Here is a 14,900-nt window from a genome sequence, read left to right on the forward strand (position 1 = left end):
CCGACGCTCGACACATGGAGCGGGATCGTCGACAATCGGGTCGCTAACAGTCTTTTGATAGACGTGATGGTTAATGCGCCGAAAAAGATCGACACCGAGACGAACTCTCCCCCAATTGATCCGCCGGGCCGCATGAGCATGGCGCCCCGAGCGCACCGTCGAAGTCATTGCAAACTATCTGGCATGACTCATGAAACAGCGTGCACGGACGAAGCTAGTTCAAAGGCGACAAGCACAGTGGCGTGCGGTCCGCAAACTCGCAACTGCAACGAAAGGGTATGCCGAAGACGGTCATAGAGCACGGCTTGTCGCGATCTACTTTCAGCACAAGAAGTTGTTCGATCGACTGGCACGCGCGTGACCAGATATAAGCTGCACATACGTCGGCTTCTGACTTGCGACTCGTCAACGCATTGCCGGTACGCCCAACGCTGATGCCTGAGGAGTTCGATTTCGCATTGGGTTAGGACGAAACGAACGCGGCTTATGTCGATGCTTTCCGCCCTGGCAGACGCTCGGCAAACAACGCTGAAGCGATGTCGATGATCTCCTGATAGTAATGTTTGATTTGCCGTGGAGCGTGGTGATCCCACGCATCTGGATGAAATGTCCGAAAGCACTCGATGCCATTCGACCGGAAGTGCCAAAGAGCCTTTGGCTCAACCTTTACACGCTGACGATCCGGAAGCACAGCTTTCAAGGCACGATCATAACCGTGACCGCAACCGAAGATGATCAGGTCTGGTTTCAGTAGTTCAATTTCAAATTTGACGGTCGCGACCGAAAAATTGAACAAATGTGCCGAATGCGCGATCGACGTCCGTGAGTAGCCGCGCTTTGGCCGTTGCCAGTCCATCTTCATCAGATTGTTCCAGCAAACAGCTGTCCGATCGCCGCCAGTGAACACATCGGCAAACCGTTTCCACTGCCGCAGGAACTCGCTATTACCAGTGCCACGGAGGTGTTGCTCCTCATAACGAGCTTTCGCGACATCAATGCGGTCCCGGCGCTCGTAAAATTTTTCCAGCTTGTCAAACCAACCGTTGGTTTCTTTGCCGATGAACATCACGCGGACGGGCGCGTCGAGGTAAGTTTGAGACACGCTAAGTAGAAACGGCGCCGACAGTTCGCGAAAATACGGAACGAAGCCTGGCTCAACTGCGGTGAGCGCTTCGGCATAGTAAGAATCCAATACGGCTTGAACGTTGTGTTTGAGCATGGTGTCACCAAATCTATGCCTCGAAGGAGGAGGCCGCCCATCCATGAGCTAGTTGGATGGCGATTTTGGCATGAATGGACTGGATGATCGCATGCGCGAGTGTCCGCTTTAGCTTGCCGCGACGGTCTCTTCAGGGTCGCCAAGACTCGTTCGCCGTTCTCAGAAGCCGACGTTGGCCTGCATCGAATCACGAATGACAGCAAAGCGGTGCATTGCAGCCCCGCAGCGGATAAACGGCGAGCGTCAGCTAAGTTCGATACCTGCCGCCCAAGTTGACGGGGCGAGCGGCGGTTGTACTCCGGACGCGGTCATGGCTGTGTGACGAGCTTGAACGGCAGTTCGTAGTCGTGCGCAATTCGCTTCTACAACTCGAGAGCGCGGTTACTCCGGGTCAGTCGGTTACGTACGTACGCAACTGCCGCCGCTGGCAACCCAGATCCCTCAATGGCAAGCCGAGCACGAGGTCAAGGCACGGTAAGCGTCGGATGACGGCTTATGAGTGTGCACCCGCACGTCGCATGATGCCCGTGCAGGGCAGTCGGGGCTCCGCCAAGCATGCTGTTCCCGTCCCCTTCCGCTATGGTCTGCGTTCCGTGCTCCTTGCATTCAACCGTGTCACCCTTGCGGGCAACCGGCTTGCCGTCCACGATGTCGACGTTTGAACCGGTTGTGACAGCGCCCCCGTGCGGGGCAAGCGTATCGCCTACGACAATGACCTGACGAGCCATCGGTTTACTCCATGAAAAATACCCGGCTCATGATGCAATGCCGTTTCTGAAACCCACTGGCGGTCATTCGATCAACCGCACGACCCTAAACATTGGACAGAAGACAGTGCGATAACGAAATACGCTAACCACGTACCGCCTGTCGCTACGACAACAATCACGAGTACGCTCACCACGTGCGGTATGCGTTTGCGCAGGAGCCAGCTTGCAGCGATCACACCGATAAACGGGAGGAGAAGAATGACCAGTTTGACGATCATCGGCGCTTTAAACGGTGCGTGTGATCAGGCTGTCTACAAGACGATCTCGCCTATGCCGGGCATGCCGGTTTCCGCGTTCGGGCTGCCCAGATATGTCCATTGCAAGTCGTGGGCGGCGACGTCGATGAACTGCGCCGTGGGCTGCGGAAACGCGTGATCCTTCTCGACGAACGCCTGGCGATCCCACCGGTTATACAGGGTGGCCATCGGATGATCGTCGGCTATACGACCTTCCCATATTCCGGTCTGCGGGCAACGCTGCTGGCCGTTGCACCGGACAGGCGAAGTCTGCTGAGCGACCTCGCGCAGAAACCCGGCATCGATCATCTGCTTCAGGAAATCGTACCGCTGCGGGGGCAAGGCATAGGCTTCACCAAGGTAGTGCCATTGCACATGGTCGGCGGTGAGCCATTCGAATGACGGCGCCTCGAAGCGCTCACCGGCCTGGTAGCGTTCAGGTGTGTTCCGCCGGGCGGGAGTCAGCTGGGTTTTGTCAGCAGATAGCGGACCGTAGAGAGCAAGCCAATAGCCATCACGCGGCACAATCTGGTTACCCATAATCGCCATCGTGCTTTGTTCCAACGGCGGCACCGCGTACCCGTGCGAGACGAATTCACGTCCTTGAAGCGCTGCGCTCTGCTGGGCTTTGGGCGTAGGTGTGACGGCCTTTGCAGCATTAATCAACGTTTGTGTGTTGCCGTCCCACTTGGGCAACGGCGCAGGAGGCAGTGGGAGCACCTTGTCGAGGTTGGGCAGTTTCAGGCGTCCGTCGTAGAGTTTCAGGACATCGGCAATCTTGCGATATCGTTGGGCACGTGCCTTGTCGATATGACCAACCAGATTGGTCCCGTTGTCGAGGTCCATGCCGTTAAACTCCGGGACCAGACTGCTAGCACACTGTGCACTTCCCAGCTTTACGCCCTCGTGCAAAATGTTCAGCGCGCGGAGTTTTGCCTCACCCGTATTTGCGCGGGCGTAAATGAGGCCCAGCTTTTCGGCTGCGTCTCCATACCCCTGAGCAAAAGCACATTCAAGCATCTTGGTACCGACTGGCAGATTGCCCCAAAAACCTTCACTGGGATTGTCGTAGGTTGCTGCCAGTTTGTAACCTAGAAAAGTCATTGCAGCGGGACTACCCATATCTGCCGCTCGCTGGAAGAAAGCATAGGCGCTGGTGGCGTCACCGCCCTTGACCATCCTGTTGAGGTGATACACACCCATCCGGTCGTAGGCATCGGGAATATTCAGCTTCATTGCTTTCTCGACCCACTGGATCGCGGCTTCAGGATCCTGTTCCGGCACTCCGGGGCGTTTGCTCAGAATCAATGATGCGAGATTGAGCATCGCTTTCCAGTGGTTTCGCTCGGCGGCCTGCAGATAAAGCTGATACATCTTCGCGTAGTCGATCCTGTCGATAGGGACGCTCGGATCATCCAGCGCCAGTGCCTGCTGAAACCACATCTCGGCCTGCGGATCGAGGGGCGGAACCTGTTGTGCCTCATAGACGCAGTTGAAGTCCTTGCGATGCGGATCGAAGAGCGGGAGTTTCTCGTAACGTGGCAGGTCAGACATGGCAGTGGTCAGCTTGTTACCCAGAGAGGTCAGGGCGCCTGCGTGAGCCGAAGTTACCAGCATCAGCAAGGCAGCGGTGGCAATACGCAGCGCATTGAGAAATGCTTTCATGCGAGGTCCGGTCAGGCGGGGACAGATTGGGTTGAGGATGGTACGGAGATTGAGCCGTACAGGGTAGTGGTCGAACGGTGATCTTCAAACGGCAGCAGGAAGCCAGTCATCGGCTGCGTACCTGCCTGCTGGGCATCCTGATTCTTGTTCATTCGGCGGTTCCAACTATCAAATGCATCGGGTAGATCTTTTGCATTACCGCTGTATTGGATATCACCACCGTAGTGCAGCGCAAACACGCGCTGACGCAGATCGGCAGCATAAAGTTGACCCGTCGCAGCAATATTGATCTCGCTGTCGACTGACATACTGCGCTGATTCAGGTTGGCGCTGCCTACGGTAATAAACACGTCATCGATGATCATCAGCTTCGAGTGGATATAGATTTCTCGATAGGCCATGTTGTGGTCTGCATCAGCGCCACTGGTGCGCAGGCGGGCGACACTCACCTCAAGACCTAGCGTTCGTTCGAGATCCTCCGTGCTGGGGCGGTCAAGTACCTCACCATGTCCTCTGGTACTTTTTCCATAGACAGAATTGAGATTACCCTTGTCCGCCAGATCGCTCTGTTCAGCCATCGACGAACCGGCTCCAAGTAAGGTCAGCGCGTCGTAGGTACGCGGCACCATCTCTCCGCGCTCGGGATGTGGAATCACGATAAACAGGTGCAACTTCGGCATCTCGGTGACCGGTTGTTGTGACGTTTTCATCCAGTCGCTGCAATGCTTCTGTCGCGTCTTGATCAGATTCCGCGCAAACTCCGGGTAAAAGAAATACTGGTTCTCAATATAGATATAGTTGCGGGCGCTACTGGTCGCCTGGAAATAGACTTCCTTGATGGACTTCTCACGCTCATGGGGCTGCGTTCGCAGGATCTGGACAAGATGCGCCGGATTTCCCGCCACCTTCGGAATCTTTACCGGTGGCTCTGGTGGTGTCTGGAACGGAACCGGGTGACCGAGTGCCGCCGCCCATCCGTTCTCGAAGTTGAAGTGCAGTTGCGCAAGCGCCGGCCCAACCACACGGCATGCGTAGTCCTGATAGGGGCGACCATGCACATAGTGTTCGTGGCCCTCCCCGTGCTGAGCTTCAGGTTTCGAAAAGCTGTTTCGCACACCCTCGTAAGCCCTGCTGGCCAGGCTGTCCTTGCTAGGCGCTTGCTGCGTTGACAGTTCACGGGCCAACTCGTCGCTGATCTGTTTATCCGACAGGACCTCACGTTTCGGATCATCTATCGCATGGGCGGTCCGGTCCCAGTAGTCCGTTACCGAATTCAGTCCCATGACGTAGCCGACCGCCTTGCTGCCGCTGTCGTAGGCGTAGTCGATCAGGACTGGCTTCTGGTGGTGCGTTGCAAATTTTTCCAGCTGGCTTTTCTCGTCGGTTACGCTGAGCGTGGCGCTGACGGGCTGGTCCTCTTCAGCAGGTGCAACTGCCCGCAAGGCGGTCGCATCGGCTTGCGAGACACCACGTAGGACAACCTGCAACCGCGGATTCGTGCCGCGTCCACTCTTGCCGCCCGGCAAGTTGACGTTCCACCAGTCGATGCAATATTGATTGCGCGTCGAATCCTTATACGGTGGGTCCTGCTGCAAAGCGTACCGCTGGATCGGGTGCCCCAGGCGGGAGACTGGGACGTCGGTCAATCCTGGCATGTTGTTCTGGACCTTGGACCCATCGTCGTCGTACCAGATCAGCAGGCGCACCGTGACCGGATTCTCCTTGCGCTTCGTGATTTCGTCGAGCAGCTCGCCGTAACGGATGCCGCGCGGCCAGGTGTCGCTGTTCCGCTCAAGCTCCATGCCCGGATCGAAACCCCAGCAGACGATGTCCGCCGACTGCTTCGCTTCCCGTAGGTCTTTGGCGATCTGTTTGAATCCATCTTCGCCGCAGATCATGAAGTTCAGGGTGTTGCCCCGGGTGATCGGGCACGTGCCGTCTCCATGCTTTTCTTTAATGTCCCTGTGCTCAACGAGGAACTGAAGCGCACTCTTCGCCTGCCGTGTCTGCTCGTCGATAGCGACCTTTGCAGGCTTGTGAGTCTTGAGTGGGAACTGGGCCACGTCTAGGTCCTCTTTGATAAATAGGGTGAGCGTCGCGCTCAGCTATGCCGTTCGCCCATGTTCGTGAGCTGGTCGACGTGATCAGGATCGGTTGCAAGCGCGTCTTTCACGTTCAGGTCATATTCCGCGCCGTTGCTCAGTCGTGCCGTGTAGGCGGGTGTGCCAGCCCGGTGATCCTTCACGACAATCCGTCCGAACTCGTCCGTGACACCTTCGCCGATCTTTGCGCTGCCCTTGTATAGCTCGTATGGCTCGCTGGCAATCTGAGTCCCTTCGCCCTGGAGTGCCTGCAATGCGAAGTGCAGTTGATCTTTCTCGGGCGGCAATGCAGGAATCGTCGAAGTGCTCACGCTGTCCGGCCCGGTGAACGTCCTGTTTGCCGAATGAACCTCAAAGCCACCCGACGTGCCGTGCCTGATCTGCCCGGAGATCCACCGGGTATAGCTGCCACCGCCGTTGATCTCGACCTCCTGCTGCGCGCTGAGCGTGATCCTGGTCGCGGTCACCGTCACGTTCAGCTTCGCCAGCAGATTGATACTGTCCTTCAGCGCCTTCACATCGATGTCGCCTGCTGCAGCGACGAGTCGCATGCCTGCCTCGGTGACGAACAGGCGAAACGCACGGCGCGCGCTGGCAAAGAAGCCACCGCCCGTGCTGATCGATACGTGCTCGCCGGTCGTGACGGAGGTGGTCTTGCCGCTGCTCAGATGAATCTGCTCCGGCGTGCTGGTTGCGACCCCTGCGGGACTTGCGATCACGAGGTGCGGTTGCTCGAACTGCTTCAATGCTCCACCGCCCTGAATGGCCTTCGCCTGCGCTTTCAAGGTACTGGCGACTGCCTTCTGTTCGCCATCCTGTGCGCCCGCTGTCTGAGCCGACTGCGCGAGGCTCGCTGCCGTATCCTGGGCATTCGCCAGTTGAAGATTCACCTCATCGACGCTAAACGCGTCACCGGTTGCCCCTGAGCGCGGATGAGTCGTCAGTAGCAGCCCGCGCGCACCACGCACGGCCGCATTCCCGTCGGTGCGCAGCTCCACGCCTTCGCCGCGCTTCTCGCCGCGACCGGACGGCTCACTGACCCGCGTGATATAGCCCGCGTGCAGCCCCGATTCGAGGTGATCGCTGCGTATTTGCGTCTGCACCTGACCGGTGGTGTCGTCCTTGAGCCAGACGTTGTTCTGGCTGCCGCCGATTTCCTTGCTGACGAACCCCGACAGCATGTGCTGATCGGGTAGGTCCCATTGCGGCCGGTTCGCTCCGTTGCCCACGCGCGCCGTAATGAGCGGCCTGTCTGGATCACCGTCGAGAAACGATACAACCGCCTCGTCGCCAATTCTCGGCAGTTGGATACCGCCGAAGCCGCCAGTTGCCCACGGCTGCGCGACACGCATCCAGCACGAACTCTGGTCATCGCGTTGGCCGATGCGGTCCCAGTGAAACTGCACTTTCACGCGGCCCAGTTCGTCTGTATAGACCTCCTGTCCTCCAGGTCCGACCACGGTCACCGTCTGCAACTGCATGACGGGCTTCTGATGTTCAAACGGACTGCGAAACGGCACGGACTTGCGCTGGACCTCGATCTCGACGCGGAAAAAACCGCTCGATCCATCTGCGTGCGTCACGCTGGAAGCCGGGTTGTCCTGAGTGCTTTCACGCGCCTGGGCTAAACGGTTTTGCAGGCTATGCGGGAAGTTCGCATGATGGCTCGATAACGGAATGTTGTTCTCAATCAGCCACACCGTTTCGATGATCGCGAACTGCCGCCTGTCGGCAGCGTCGGGGTCGTGCTCGGGATGCCCGGTGAGTTCGAACCAGCGACCGGCGTCGATGCCGCGCACACCACCGACACCGTAAAACCGCTTCGCCTCCGATTCCCATTGCTCCATACGAATCTTCGACAGGTGTTCGCCGCGTTCCTGTTTCAGGTAGCTATAGGATCCCGTGTATTCGTAGACTTCCAGTTCGTCCGGCAATTCGTGCGACACCGTGGGAATGCTGGTGCCTTTCGGATTGGCGAGCGACGACGGGCTTTTGTAGTCGGCTGTGCGGGTTGTCAGCACCGCGCTGGCAGGGTGCGCTCGCTGGACCAGTGAACCAGTGCGTCCAATTCGCTGTTCGTACCGTAGCGGGAAAACTGCACCGTCTGCGGCGCAAGCGGTTCAAATGTGTCAAGCCGGTCCGTAATCGTCAGCGTATGCGACTTGCCGTCCTCGCCCTGTGTCCAGAAGCCGAACAGTCCTTCCTCTTCGATCAGCCGATGAGCAAAATTCCAGTCGCCTTCATATTGCGTGCAGTAGGACCTCGGCGGTAACGGCGTCGAGAGTTTGAACTGGAAGTGAGCTTTCGCCTGGGGGTGGGCATTGAATACATCGGTCAGGATGGCATCGGCGGACTTGTCCTGCCAGATACGCTGGTCGCGGCGGAATTTGAGGAAATTCATCCACGAAGCAAAACGGATCGAATAACTGGTTAAGCCGCCTTCTGATCCAAGTCGCCGCACGCCGAATACATAGCCGTGAAAGGGACGATAGGATTTATCCGCCGGTTGAAGCCAAAGGGTTACCGGCTGGCCGATCAGTTTCTTAAGCTTGATATTGCCGTTTGTTGACTGAACGTCGAGCGTGAATTCGAAATGCCGCCCAATTCGCGACCAGCCCACCGCCCGTTGCGGTAACAGCACATTGCTTCCGAGCGGCGTGTCCAGTTTCAGCAGACGGTCCTGCTGGATCAGGTCACCTTGAATGGCTCTAACAATATCCTGCTCATCCATATCCCCCCCGGTGCATTTTTTTCGTGTTTATTGTCGAAAGCGGCGGAGGATTTTGCGATCCGGAAGTCAATCAATTGACCGATAAAGCCTGCATTCCGACAGGAGATTCGATGCCGCTAACACGTGCGGGCCGTATCGTTAGCGCATTAAAGTGCGTAAGGACTCTCCCTGAAACCAATCAGATGCTAGAGGGGGGAGTTTCATCTGATCATATCAGGCTTTGTATAATTTCAAGGCAGATTGGTGACATGACTTAGCGGTTTTATGCTGGATGGATTTATTCCGCTCGCCTCGGGATGGCGCGCTCAAGTTTGTCCTGTCTTGCGACAGTCGTTTATCCGGAATAAATATTGACGAACCCGTCGACTTGCAAGATGACTACGATTGAGAGTTTCCGCGCAAACTTGCGTACGCGGGTTATCAGGTAAATCATTTAAAATAAACAAATCGCGAAAAATTTCGTAAAGTTTCGGATTAAATTGTTCTGGGATTTGGTACGCCAAAAATCGTGTCGAATATTCGCTTCCACTGAAACAACGTCGCCTTGGTTCTGTGCCGTTTTCCATGATTTTCTGAGCTTGAGATGCCGCTACTTAACTGTTCCCGAACGATGGTCTCTGGTTCGGATGGACTGGTATCGCGAGATAGTTGAACCAGTGCATCCCACGCGCGATCGCGATTGATACTGCCCATAGCGGCCGCAGGATCTCGCGGCCTGCGCGTGCAGGTTGTTGTCACTTCGGGCGGCCTGGCCGTGCGGTGTTCTCACGAAGCTGCTGCGAGCCTTGGCAATGCTGCAGTAATGGCAACTGCTACCAAGCGAGGTTTGACGGCGTAACACTAAACGAACCCACACACGCTGCACAAATTCGAAAAAACGTAACTTCACGACAAGAAGCTGGTGATGCGGATCGCGTCTAAAAGACAAGGATATCCGACCCAACGCAAGGCTGTAGTTCGGGATTAGCTGACATCCGACCAGATAAGGCGCATACGGCGAGTGGTGGACTGCAGACGGCGGTGATATCACGCGGCTCGATGTCAGCTTCCCTCTTCAGCGAACTCACCCTTTCGACCCACTGCAGTCAGATAACTTTCTCTAAACCGGTCAGTCAGCCGAACCCCCATTTCGCGAACTGGAGTGCCAAAAAGCGGCCGTTGGCGACTTCACCCAATCGGCCAGAAGTGGTCGCCTGAATCTCGCTGTCGAGTGTCCGCTCTCAAAACACTACGCCCCTACACTGAAAGCGCGATGGATTGCGGTGCGCCTGTAGGCTAGAGGATCGACTTCACAACGCGAAGCGTCGTGCTAGCATCTGCGTCCCATTGGAGATTGGAGAATATATGCGCAGTGTGCTTACTACCGTGGTATCGCTTCTTACACTTGTTGGCTGCGCACAGCCCCGACACTCTGAAACAAGCATCGAGTGCAAATTCTCGCCGCCTGAGTACCCGGCACTCTCGCGACGCAACAGGGAAACGGGAACGGTAGATGTACGAGCAATGACAGATAGCGACGGGAAAATTACTGGCGTAGCGCTTGAAAGAAGTAGCGGCTATCAACGCCTAGATGCTGCTGCACTAGCCGCTATGCGAGCTTCAACATGCGAACCTCTCTACCGAAACGGTACTCGCGCGCCGTTTTCACTGACGCAAACCTTCCACTTTAATTTGACCGACTAGATTCATTTTCGACTTAATACGACGCCTATCGGCGACAACGCATTGCAGCAATTCTTCCGCGCTCGCAGGGCTATAAGCCTGGCGACGACGCAACATGCAAGGAACATGGCCTTCAGGGCAACCGATCGCACTCGAGTCGCGCTCCTTGATGTTTAGATCGGGTGCAGTGACTCGATCGCAGTGTGACCGCTTTGCGTCGGACAGCGGTCATCGGTGAGTACTTGATGAACGACCGCTCAGGGTCGCATGCGGAAGTTCGCGACGCTGCACGATTCATCCGGCATCGTTTAGCGCGATCTTCCGATTTCGGCCATGAACCGGCATTCGTTCGCGTTGGTCGACTGGCCGCTGCCGTTTCGCTAAACGCCTTTCAACGGTTGCTGGAGGCGGTCGTGTCATCGGTGCTGGCGGGTAGTGATTCGGCCTTGGCGGGCAGGCGCAGATTGTGCAACGTACCGCGACTGCGTGTCGCAATGCTGTCATTCAAAAACGGTACGGGCTAATGTTGGGTTCCCGCAATGGTGAATGAGTTTTCCCGACCCCGAGCGGTCCTTCTTCGAGTACCGACAGACATCCGCTTTGCATATGGACTGAGACGGTCGCACAACGCTCAGAACGACTTTGTCTGGCGAGCGCACAAGGACGGCAGACCGCCGTGCTTTGTTCACTGCTTAACCGCTAACAATTGTGAGCGTCGGATGAAGGAGCTGCCCTGGCTGGCCCTCGCGCCACCTACCTGATTTGCTCCGTGGATCGATTCGCGCGAATTCGCCATAATGGCAGGCATACTTTCTCGAATAAAAACAGGATGCCTTATGAGTGATATTCAGCTATTTCGTCTCTCGAATGGAACAGCGAGTGAACTACCGAGCCAAGTCGCGAAGCTGGAGAAGCACCTGCAAAGCTTGATGGAAGTGAACATGCAAACGTTACTCGGCGTGCACTTCCTCGCCACCGAATACACAACCGGCAAGACCCATCGGGGCCGCATTGATTCTCTGGGCCTGGACGAGAACGGATGTCCGGTCATTGTCGAGTACAAGCGGCATAGTAACGAAAACGTTATCAACCAAGGGTTGTACTATTTGGACTGGTTGCTCGACCATCAAGCGGAATTCCGCTGGTTGGTAATGGACAAGCTCGGAAAAGATGAGGCCGACAAGATCGAATGGGCTGGCACACGCCTTCTGTGTGTCGCCGCCGATTTCACGCGCTACGACCAGCATGCCGTTCAACAGATCCCGCGAAACGTCGAACTGATTCGGTACAAACTGTTCGGAGATGACTTACTGCTACTGGAACTGGTCAACGCGCAAAGCACCCCTGAAAGTGCAGTGAACACATCAGCGTCGACCGGCGCACTCGCTCCGGCTGAATCGGTCTCTGCGGTGGGAGCAGGCGCCATGCCTGACGTCGCGAAACCGGCAGGAAAGGACAAGACGGTTGACGAGCAACTCGCGCTTGCTTCTCAAGAAATACGTGATCTTCACGCAAATATCGCCAGTTTTCTGCTGAGCATGGGGGACGACGTGCAGGAAAAGCGGTTAAAGCTCTATACCGCGTTTCGGCGTCTGAAGAATTTTGCATGTGCGATTCCGTATCCGAACAAGATACTGATGACCCTACGGCTCGCCCCTATCACGGTCGGGTTGGAGGAGGGCTTTTCTCGGGACATCAGCCAGATCGGTCATTGGGGCACCGGGGACGTCGAATTGACGTTGCGCAGTCAAGCCGATTTCGATCGTGCGAAGGCATTGCTCGAACGCAGCTATACCGAGGCCTGAGCAACGCCGTCACGCGTGATGATTGGTCAATTCCGATCGAATATGGGCTGACCGTTGTTACGGCCAAGTAGTCAAACGCGGCACGGTTACCACCATCAGCGCGAATGGCGATGACTCGTCGACCACGTCAACACTGGTCGTCTTCTCATTGACGTGCTCGACATCGAGGCAGAATGTGAAGTGCCTGATTCGTCTACTCGTAGTCTGACCGTTATCGAAACGGTAGAAACCACCGCTCCGATCGCCGAACCTCAGATGCGACGACCGTCTTCCAGACCGGCTGAACCTGCATCTAAGTCGCCGGATATGGCCGACCAATCCCTCGTACCCAAAAATTCCGCGGATACGTACGGCAGCGTCACATCGGGGAGCCTATGCACCGGAGGCAACCCTCAGACAGTACCCGCCTCGCGCTCCTGCCCAACTCCCACATAACAGTCAAATATCGTCACCAGATGGTGGATCGCCTGCTCGAGATCGTCTGTCGGCATGTCAGCACGGTGTGTCAGTTGTTGCAACTCCCTGGACGTAAGCGCATGCACGAGCTTTACAGCCAGTCTGTCGTACTGCGCGGCTCTTTCTTTGTCGTCTGCGTCCGGCTCCTCGCTTCGCAGCATCTCCGTGACCGCAGCGGCGCCGCACACCAATCGCATCGCGATGCTCAGGTTCTGCAAATGTTCAAGCCGCGCCGATCTCCGATACCCTTCGAGAAGCATACGTTCTCTCGCGACTTCGAGCCGTGAACTGGCGAGACCTGCCTCGCGCTGAAGTTTATCGAGTGCGTCCATGGATCCGGCCGGCATTCTGAGTGCGGCGGAAGCGAATGCCATGTTTGCCGAAATCGCAGCGGAGATCGTTGCATTGAGTGCATGACTTTCCTTCGTCGGCAGGAGAAGGAAGCTTGCTGCCACGCCGACACAGGCGCCGACAAATTCATTGGCCAGACGCGCGACAATCAGGCCGTGCGCGGGATGGATAAAGTCCGACAGCAGCATGAACATCGGCGTGATGAAGACCACAAATAGTCCGTAGTTGACGAGTCTCAAGGAGACGGTCACCGCGGCAAGCAGCAAGATAGCCAATGAAGTGCTAACCGGACTGGACAGTGTCGTCAAGAGAACTGCCGCAATCGTTCCGCCGATGAAGCTGCCGCACGCACGCTCCAGCACCCGCAGCCATGTATTGGCAGAAAGGGGCTGCGTGACGACAATTGCTGCTATTGCCCCCCAGTACGCAAACGTCACACTGAGCGATGTGCCGATCACGAACGCGAGCACCGTGGCAACAGCAACTCTCAGCGCGTGCGTCCAGACCAGCCTGTCGATTGCGAATGGAGCCGAAGGCGCAGGCGCGGCCGTCGTGGATTCGATTGGAACCCGAGGTTTATGGCCGGCGACATGAGTGATGGCCGTGGCCGCATAAGCAAGCGCTCGCGCGGTCTGGTCTTTGCGTTCAGCGGTCTGCTGCAATAAAACGTGTGCCTGTGCGATCAGTTGCGGTGGAATGGGTTGTTCCCGCTGCGCTTGCGCAACCACGCTATGCAGCAACTGTCGCAAGCCAACGAGTTGTTGCCGCGATTTATCGTCGATGACACATGCCTCGTTGCGTCGAACATGGCCGATTGCAATCAGCGCGGAAAAAATCCGTCCTGCGGCATCGACGCCAGGACCGAGATCGGGGGCGGTACGGACGTCGTGCGCCGCCAGAGCCCTGGCGCGCTCGATGGCCATACGGACGCCGCGGCGATGCACAGTATCGAACTCGATCCAGCCCTGTGCGTCGTTTCCCGGTCGCGAATCCAGCGACTCCAGCAAGCCAGCCATGTCGGCGAGTCGGTCGAAAATCGTTGCAAGTGCAAAGCCCGCAGACTGCGGATGCGAGATCGGCCACAGGAAGATGCAAAACAGCATCGTCCACATCGACCCGAGCAGAAAATAGCCGCCGTGAACAAGTGCAACAGCAAGCGGTGCGGGCGACGCAATCCCGATCACCACCGCAAGCGACGCAATCAATCCCGCCTGCGCTGGCATGGGTCCGAGCGAGGGTTTGTAGGAGCGCGTCAGTCCACAGAGCAAGACGAGAACAAACAGCGTAACGAGGCTGACTGCGTAGCCCCAAAGCGCAGCATAGGACGCGAGGGGCATGACGACCACGCCCATGGCCGTAAAGATGGCCATCGCCTTCAGGCGCTGCGACTTCGACCCTTGCGGATCGCACAGACAGTTCCAGAAAGCCGCCACCGCGCTGAATGCGATGTCAGCACGACCGAGCATCGCCGCAGCACAGAGCATCGGCGCCATGGCAAGCGCGGCGTGTATGCCTTCCGCAATTCCGATCCGTTCGGGCGTGATCGCGAAGACATGTCCCTCCGCTCGAACCGTGCGGCGGCTGACCATGGATACGAACCTGGCGATGATCGTCATAGTATTTTCTTTGTTCTGGAAATGTTGATCGCTGAAGGGCAGGATCCACGGAAATCCGGATCGCCGCGTGATGCTGCCCGGGCGTCAGTATTGCGCGTTTTCAGAACTTCATCGACCAATATTATCCTGGCCTTAAAGCGTACCTCTGGTCGTGCATTGAGATGCTCGACGATACGCTCACAACAGACGCCCGACCATACGGGCGTCGCGCGAAGAGCGCCTATACGGTCGGGGGCAGGGAAGTGGACGGTCGGCAACAGCGGTGGTCACGCGGCCTCAACGGCACC

The 14,900-nt window shown here is 57.0% G+C and carries 8 protein-coding genes and 1 pseudogene; 2 read left to right on the forward strand and 7 right to left on the reverse strand.

Annotated elements, in window-relative coordinates; all coding sequences use genetic code 11:
- Positions 1–484 precede the first annotated feature (484 nt).
- The 6 genes and pseudogenes from BLS41_RS29510 to BLS41_RS40160 form a co-directional block, all read right to left on the reverse strand.
- Positions 485–1,219, reverse strand: a complete 735-nt coding sequence (locus BLS41_RS29510; protein ID WP_074771268.1) for a uracil-DNA glycosylase family protein — start codon at positions 1,217–1,219, stop codon at positions 485–487.
- 464 nt (positions 1,220–1,683) lie between these two features.
- A complete protein-coding gene (locus tag BLS41_RS29515; protein ID WP_074771269.1) occupies positions 1,684–1,947 on the reverse strand; it encodes a PAAR domain-containing protein in 264 nt (87 codons plus the stop codon).
- Between the two features lie 293 nt (positions 1,948–2,240).
- On the reverse strand, positions 2,241–3,779 hold the full coding sequence (locus tag BLS41_RS29520) for an SEL1-like repeat protein (RefSeq protein WP_074773053.1): 1,539 nt from the start codon (positions 3,777–3,779) through the stop codon (positions 2,241–2,243).
- Between the two features lie 122 nt (positions 3,780–3,901).
- On the reverse strand, positions 3,902–5,953 hold the full coding sequence (locus BLS41_RS29525) for a phospholipase D-like domain-containing protein (RefSeq protein WP_074771270.1): 2,052 nt from the start codon (positions 5,951–5,953) through the stop codon (positions 3,902–3,904).
- Positions 5,954–5,991: 38 nt separating this feature from the next.
- Positions 5,992–7,095: a DUF2345 domain-containing protein gene (locus tag BLS41_RS40155; RefSeq protein ID WP_366487153.1), complete on the reverse strand. Its 1,104-nt coding sequence runs from the start codon at positions 7,093–7,095 to the stop codon at positions 5,992–5,994.
- Between the two features lie 33 nt (positions 7,096–7,128).
- Positions 7,129–8,723 (reverse strand): annotated as a pseudogene (locus BLS41_RS40160) (type VI secretion system Vgr family protein); the annotation flags it as partial.
- A gap of 1,344 nt (positions 8,724–10,067) precedes the next feature.
- Here BLS41_RS40160 and BLS41_RS40165 point away from each other — a divergent pair.
- Both BLS41_RS40165 and BLS41_RS29540 read left to right on the forward strand, forming a co-directional pair.
- Entirely contained in the window at positions 10,068–10,406 is a 339-nt protein-coding gene (locus BLS41_RS40165) for a TonB family protein (RefSeq protein ID WP_074771271.1), read from the forward strand.
- Positions 10,407–11,221: 815 nt separating this feature from the next.
- A complete protein-coding gene (locus tag BLS41_RS29540; protein WP_074771272.1) occupies positions 11,222–12,190 on the forward strand; it encodes a DUF5655 domain-containing protein in 969 nt (322 codons plus the stop codon).
- A gap of 392 nt (positions 12,191–12,582) precedes the next feature.
- Here the strand turns inward: BLS41_RS29540 and BLS41_RS29545 are convergent, their stop codons facing one another.
- Positions 12,583–14,613, reverse strand: a complete 2,031-nt coding sequence (locus BLS41_RS29545; RefSeq protein WP_074771273.1) for an FUSC family protein — start codon at positions 14,611–14,613, stop codon at positions 12,583–12,585.
- Positions 14,614–14,900: the final 287 nt, after the last annotated feature.

The sequence above is a fragment of the Paraburkholderia fungorum genome, assembly GCF_900099835.1.
In the GTDB taxonomy this organism is placed as follows: domain Bacteria; phylum Pseudomonadota; class Gammaproteobacteria; order Burkholderiales; family Burkholderiaceae; genus Paraburkholderia; species Paraburkholderia fungorum_A.

Excerpts from the sequence above, each read along its gene's own strand:
- BLS41_RS40165 (WP_074771271.1), top strand. The coding sequence starts at position 10,068 with ATGCGCAGTGTGCTTACTACCGTGGTATCGCTTCTTACACTTGTTGGC.
- BLS41_RS29540 (WP_074771272.1), top strand. The coding sequence starts at position 11,222 with ATGAGTGATATTCAGCTATTTCGTCTCTCGAATGGAACAGCGAGTGAA.
- BLS41_RS29520 (WP_074773053.1), bottom strand. The coding sequence starts at position 3,779 with ATGTCTGACCTGCCACGTTACGAGAAACTCCCGCTCTTCGATCCGCAT.
- BLS41_RS29515 (WP_074771269.1), bottom strand. The coding sequence starts at position 1,947 with ATGGCTCGTCAGGTCATTGTCGTAGGCGATACGCTTGCCCCGCACGGG.
- BLS41_RS29545 (WP_074771273.1), bottom strand. The coding sequence starts at position 14,613 with ATGACGATCATCGCCAGGTTCGTATCCATGGTCAGCCGCCGCACGGTT.
- BLS41_RS29510 (WP_074771268.1), bottom strand. The coding sequence starts at position 1,219 with ATGCTCAAACACAACGTTCAAGCCGTATTGGATTCTTACTATGCCGAA.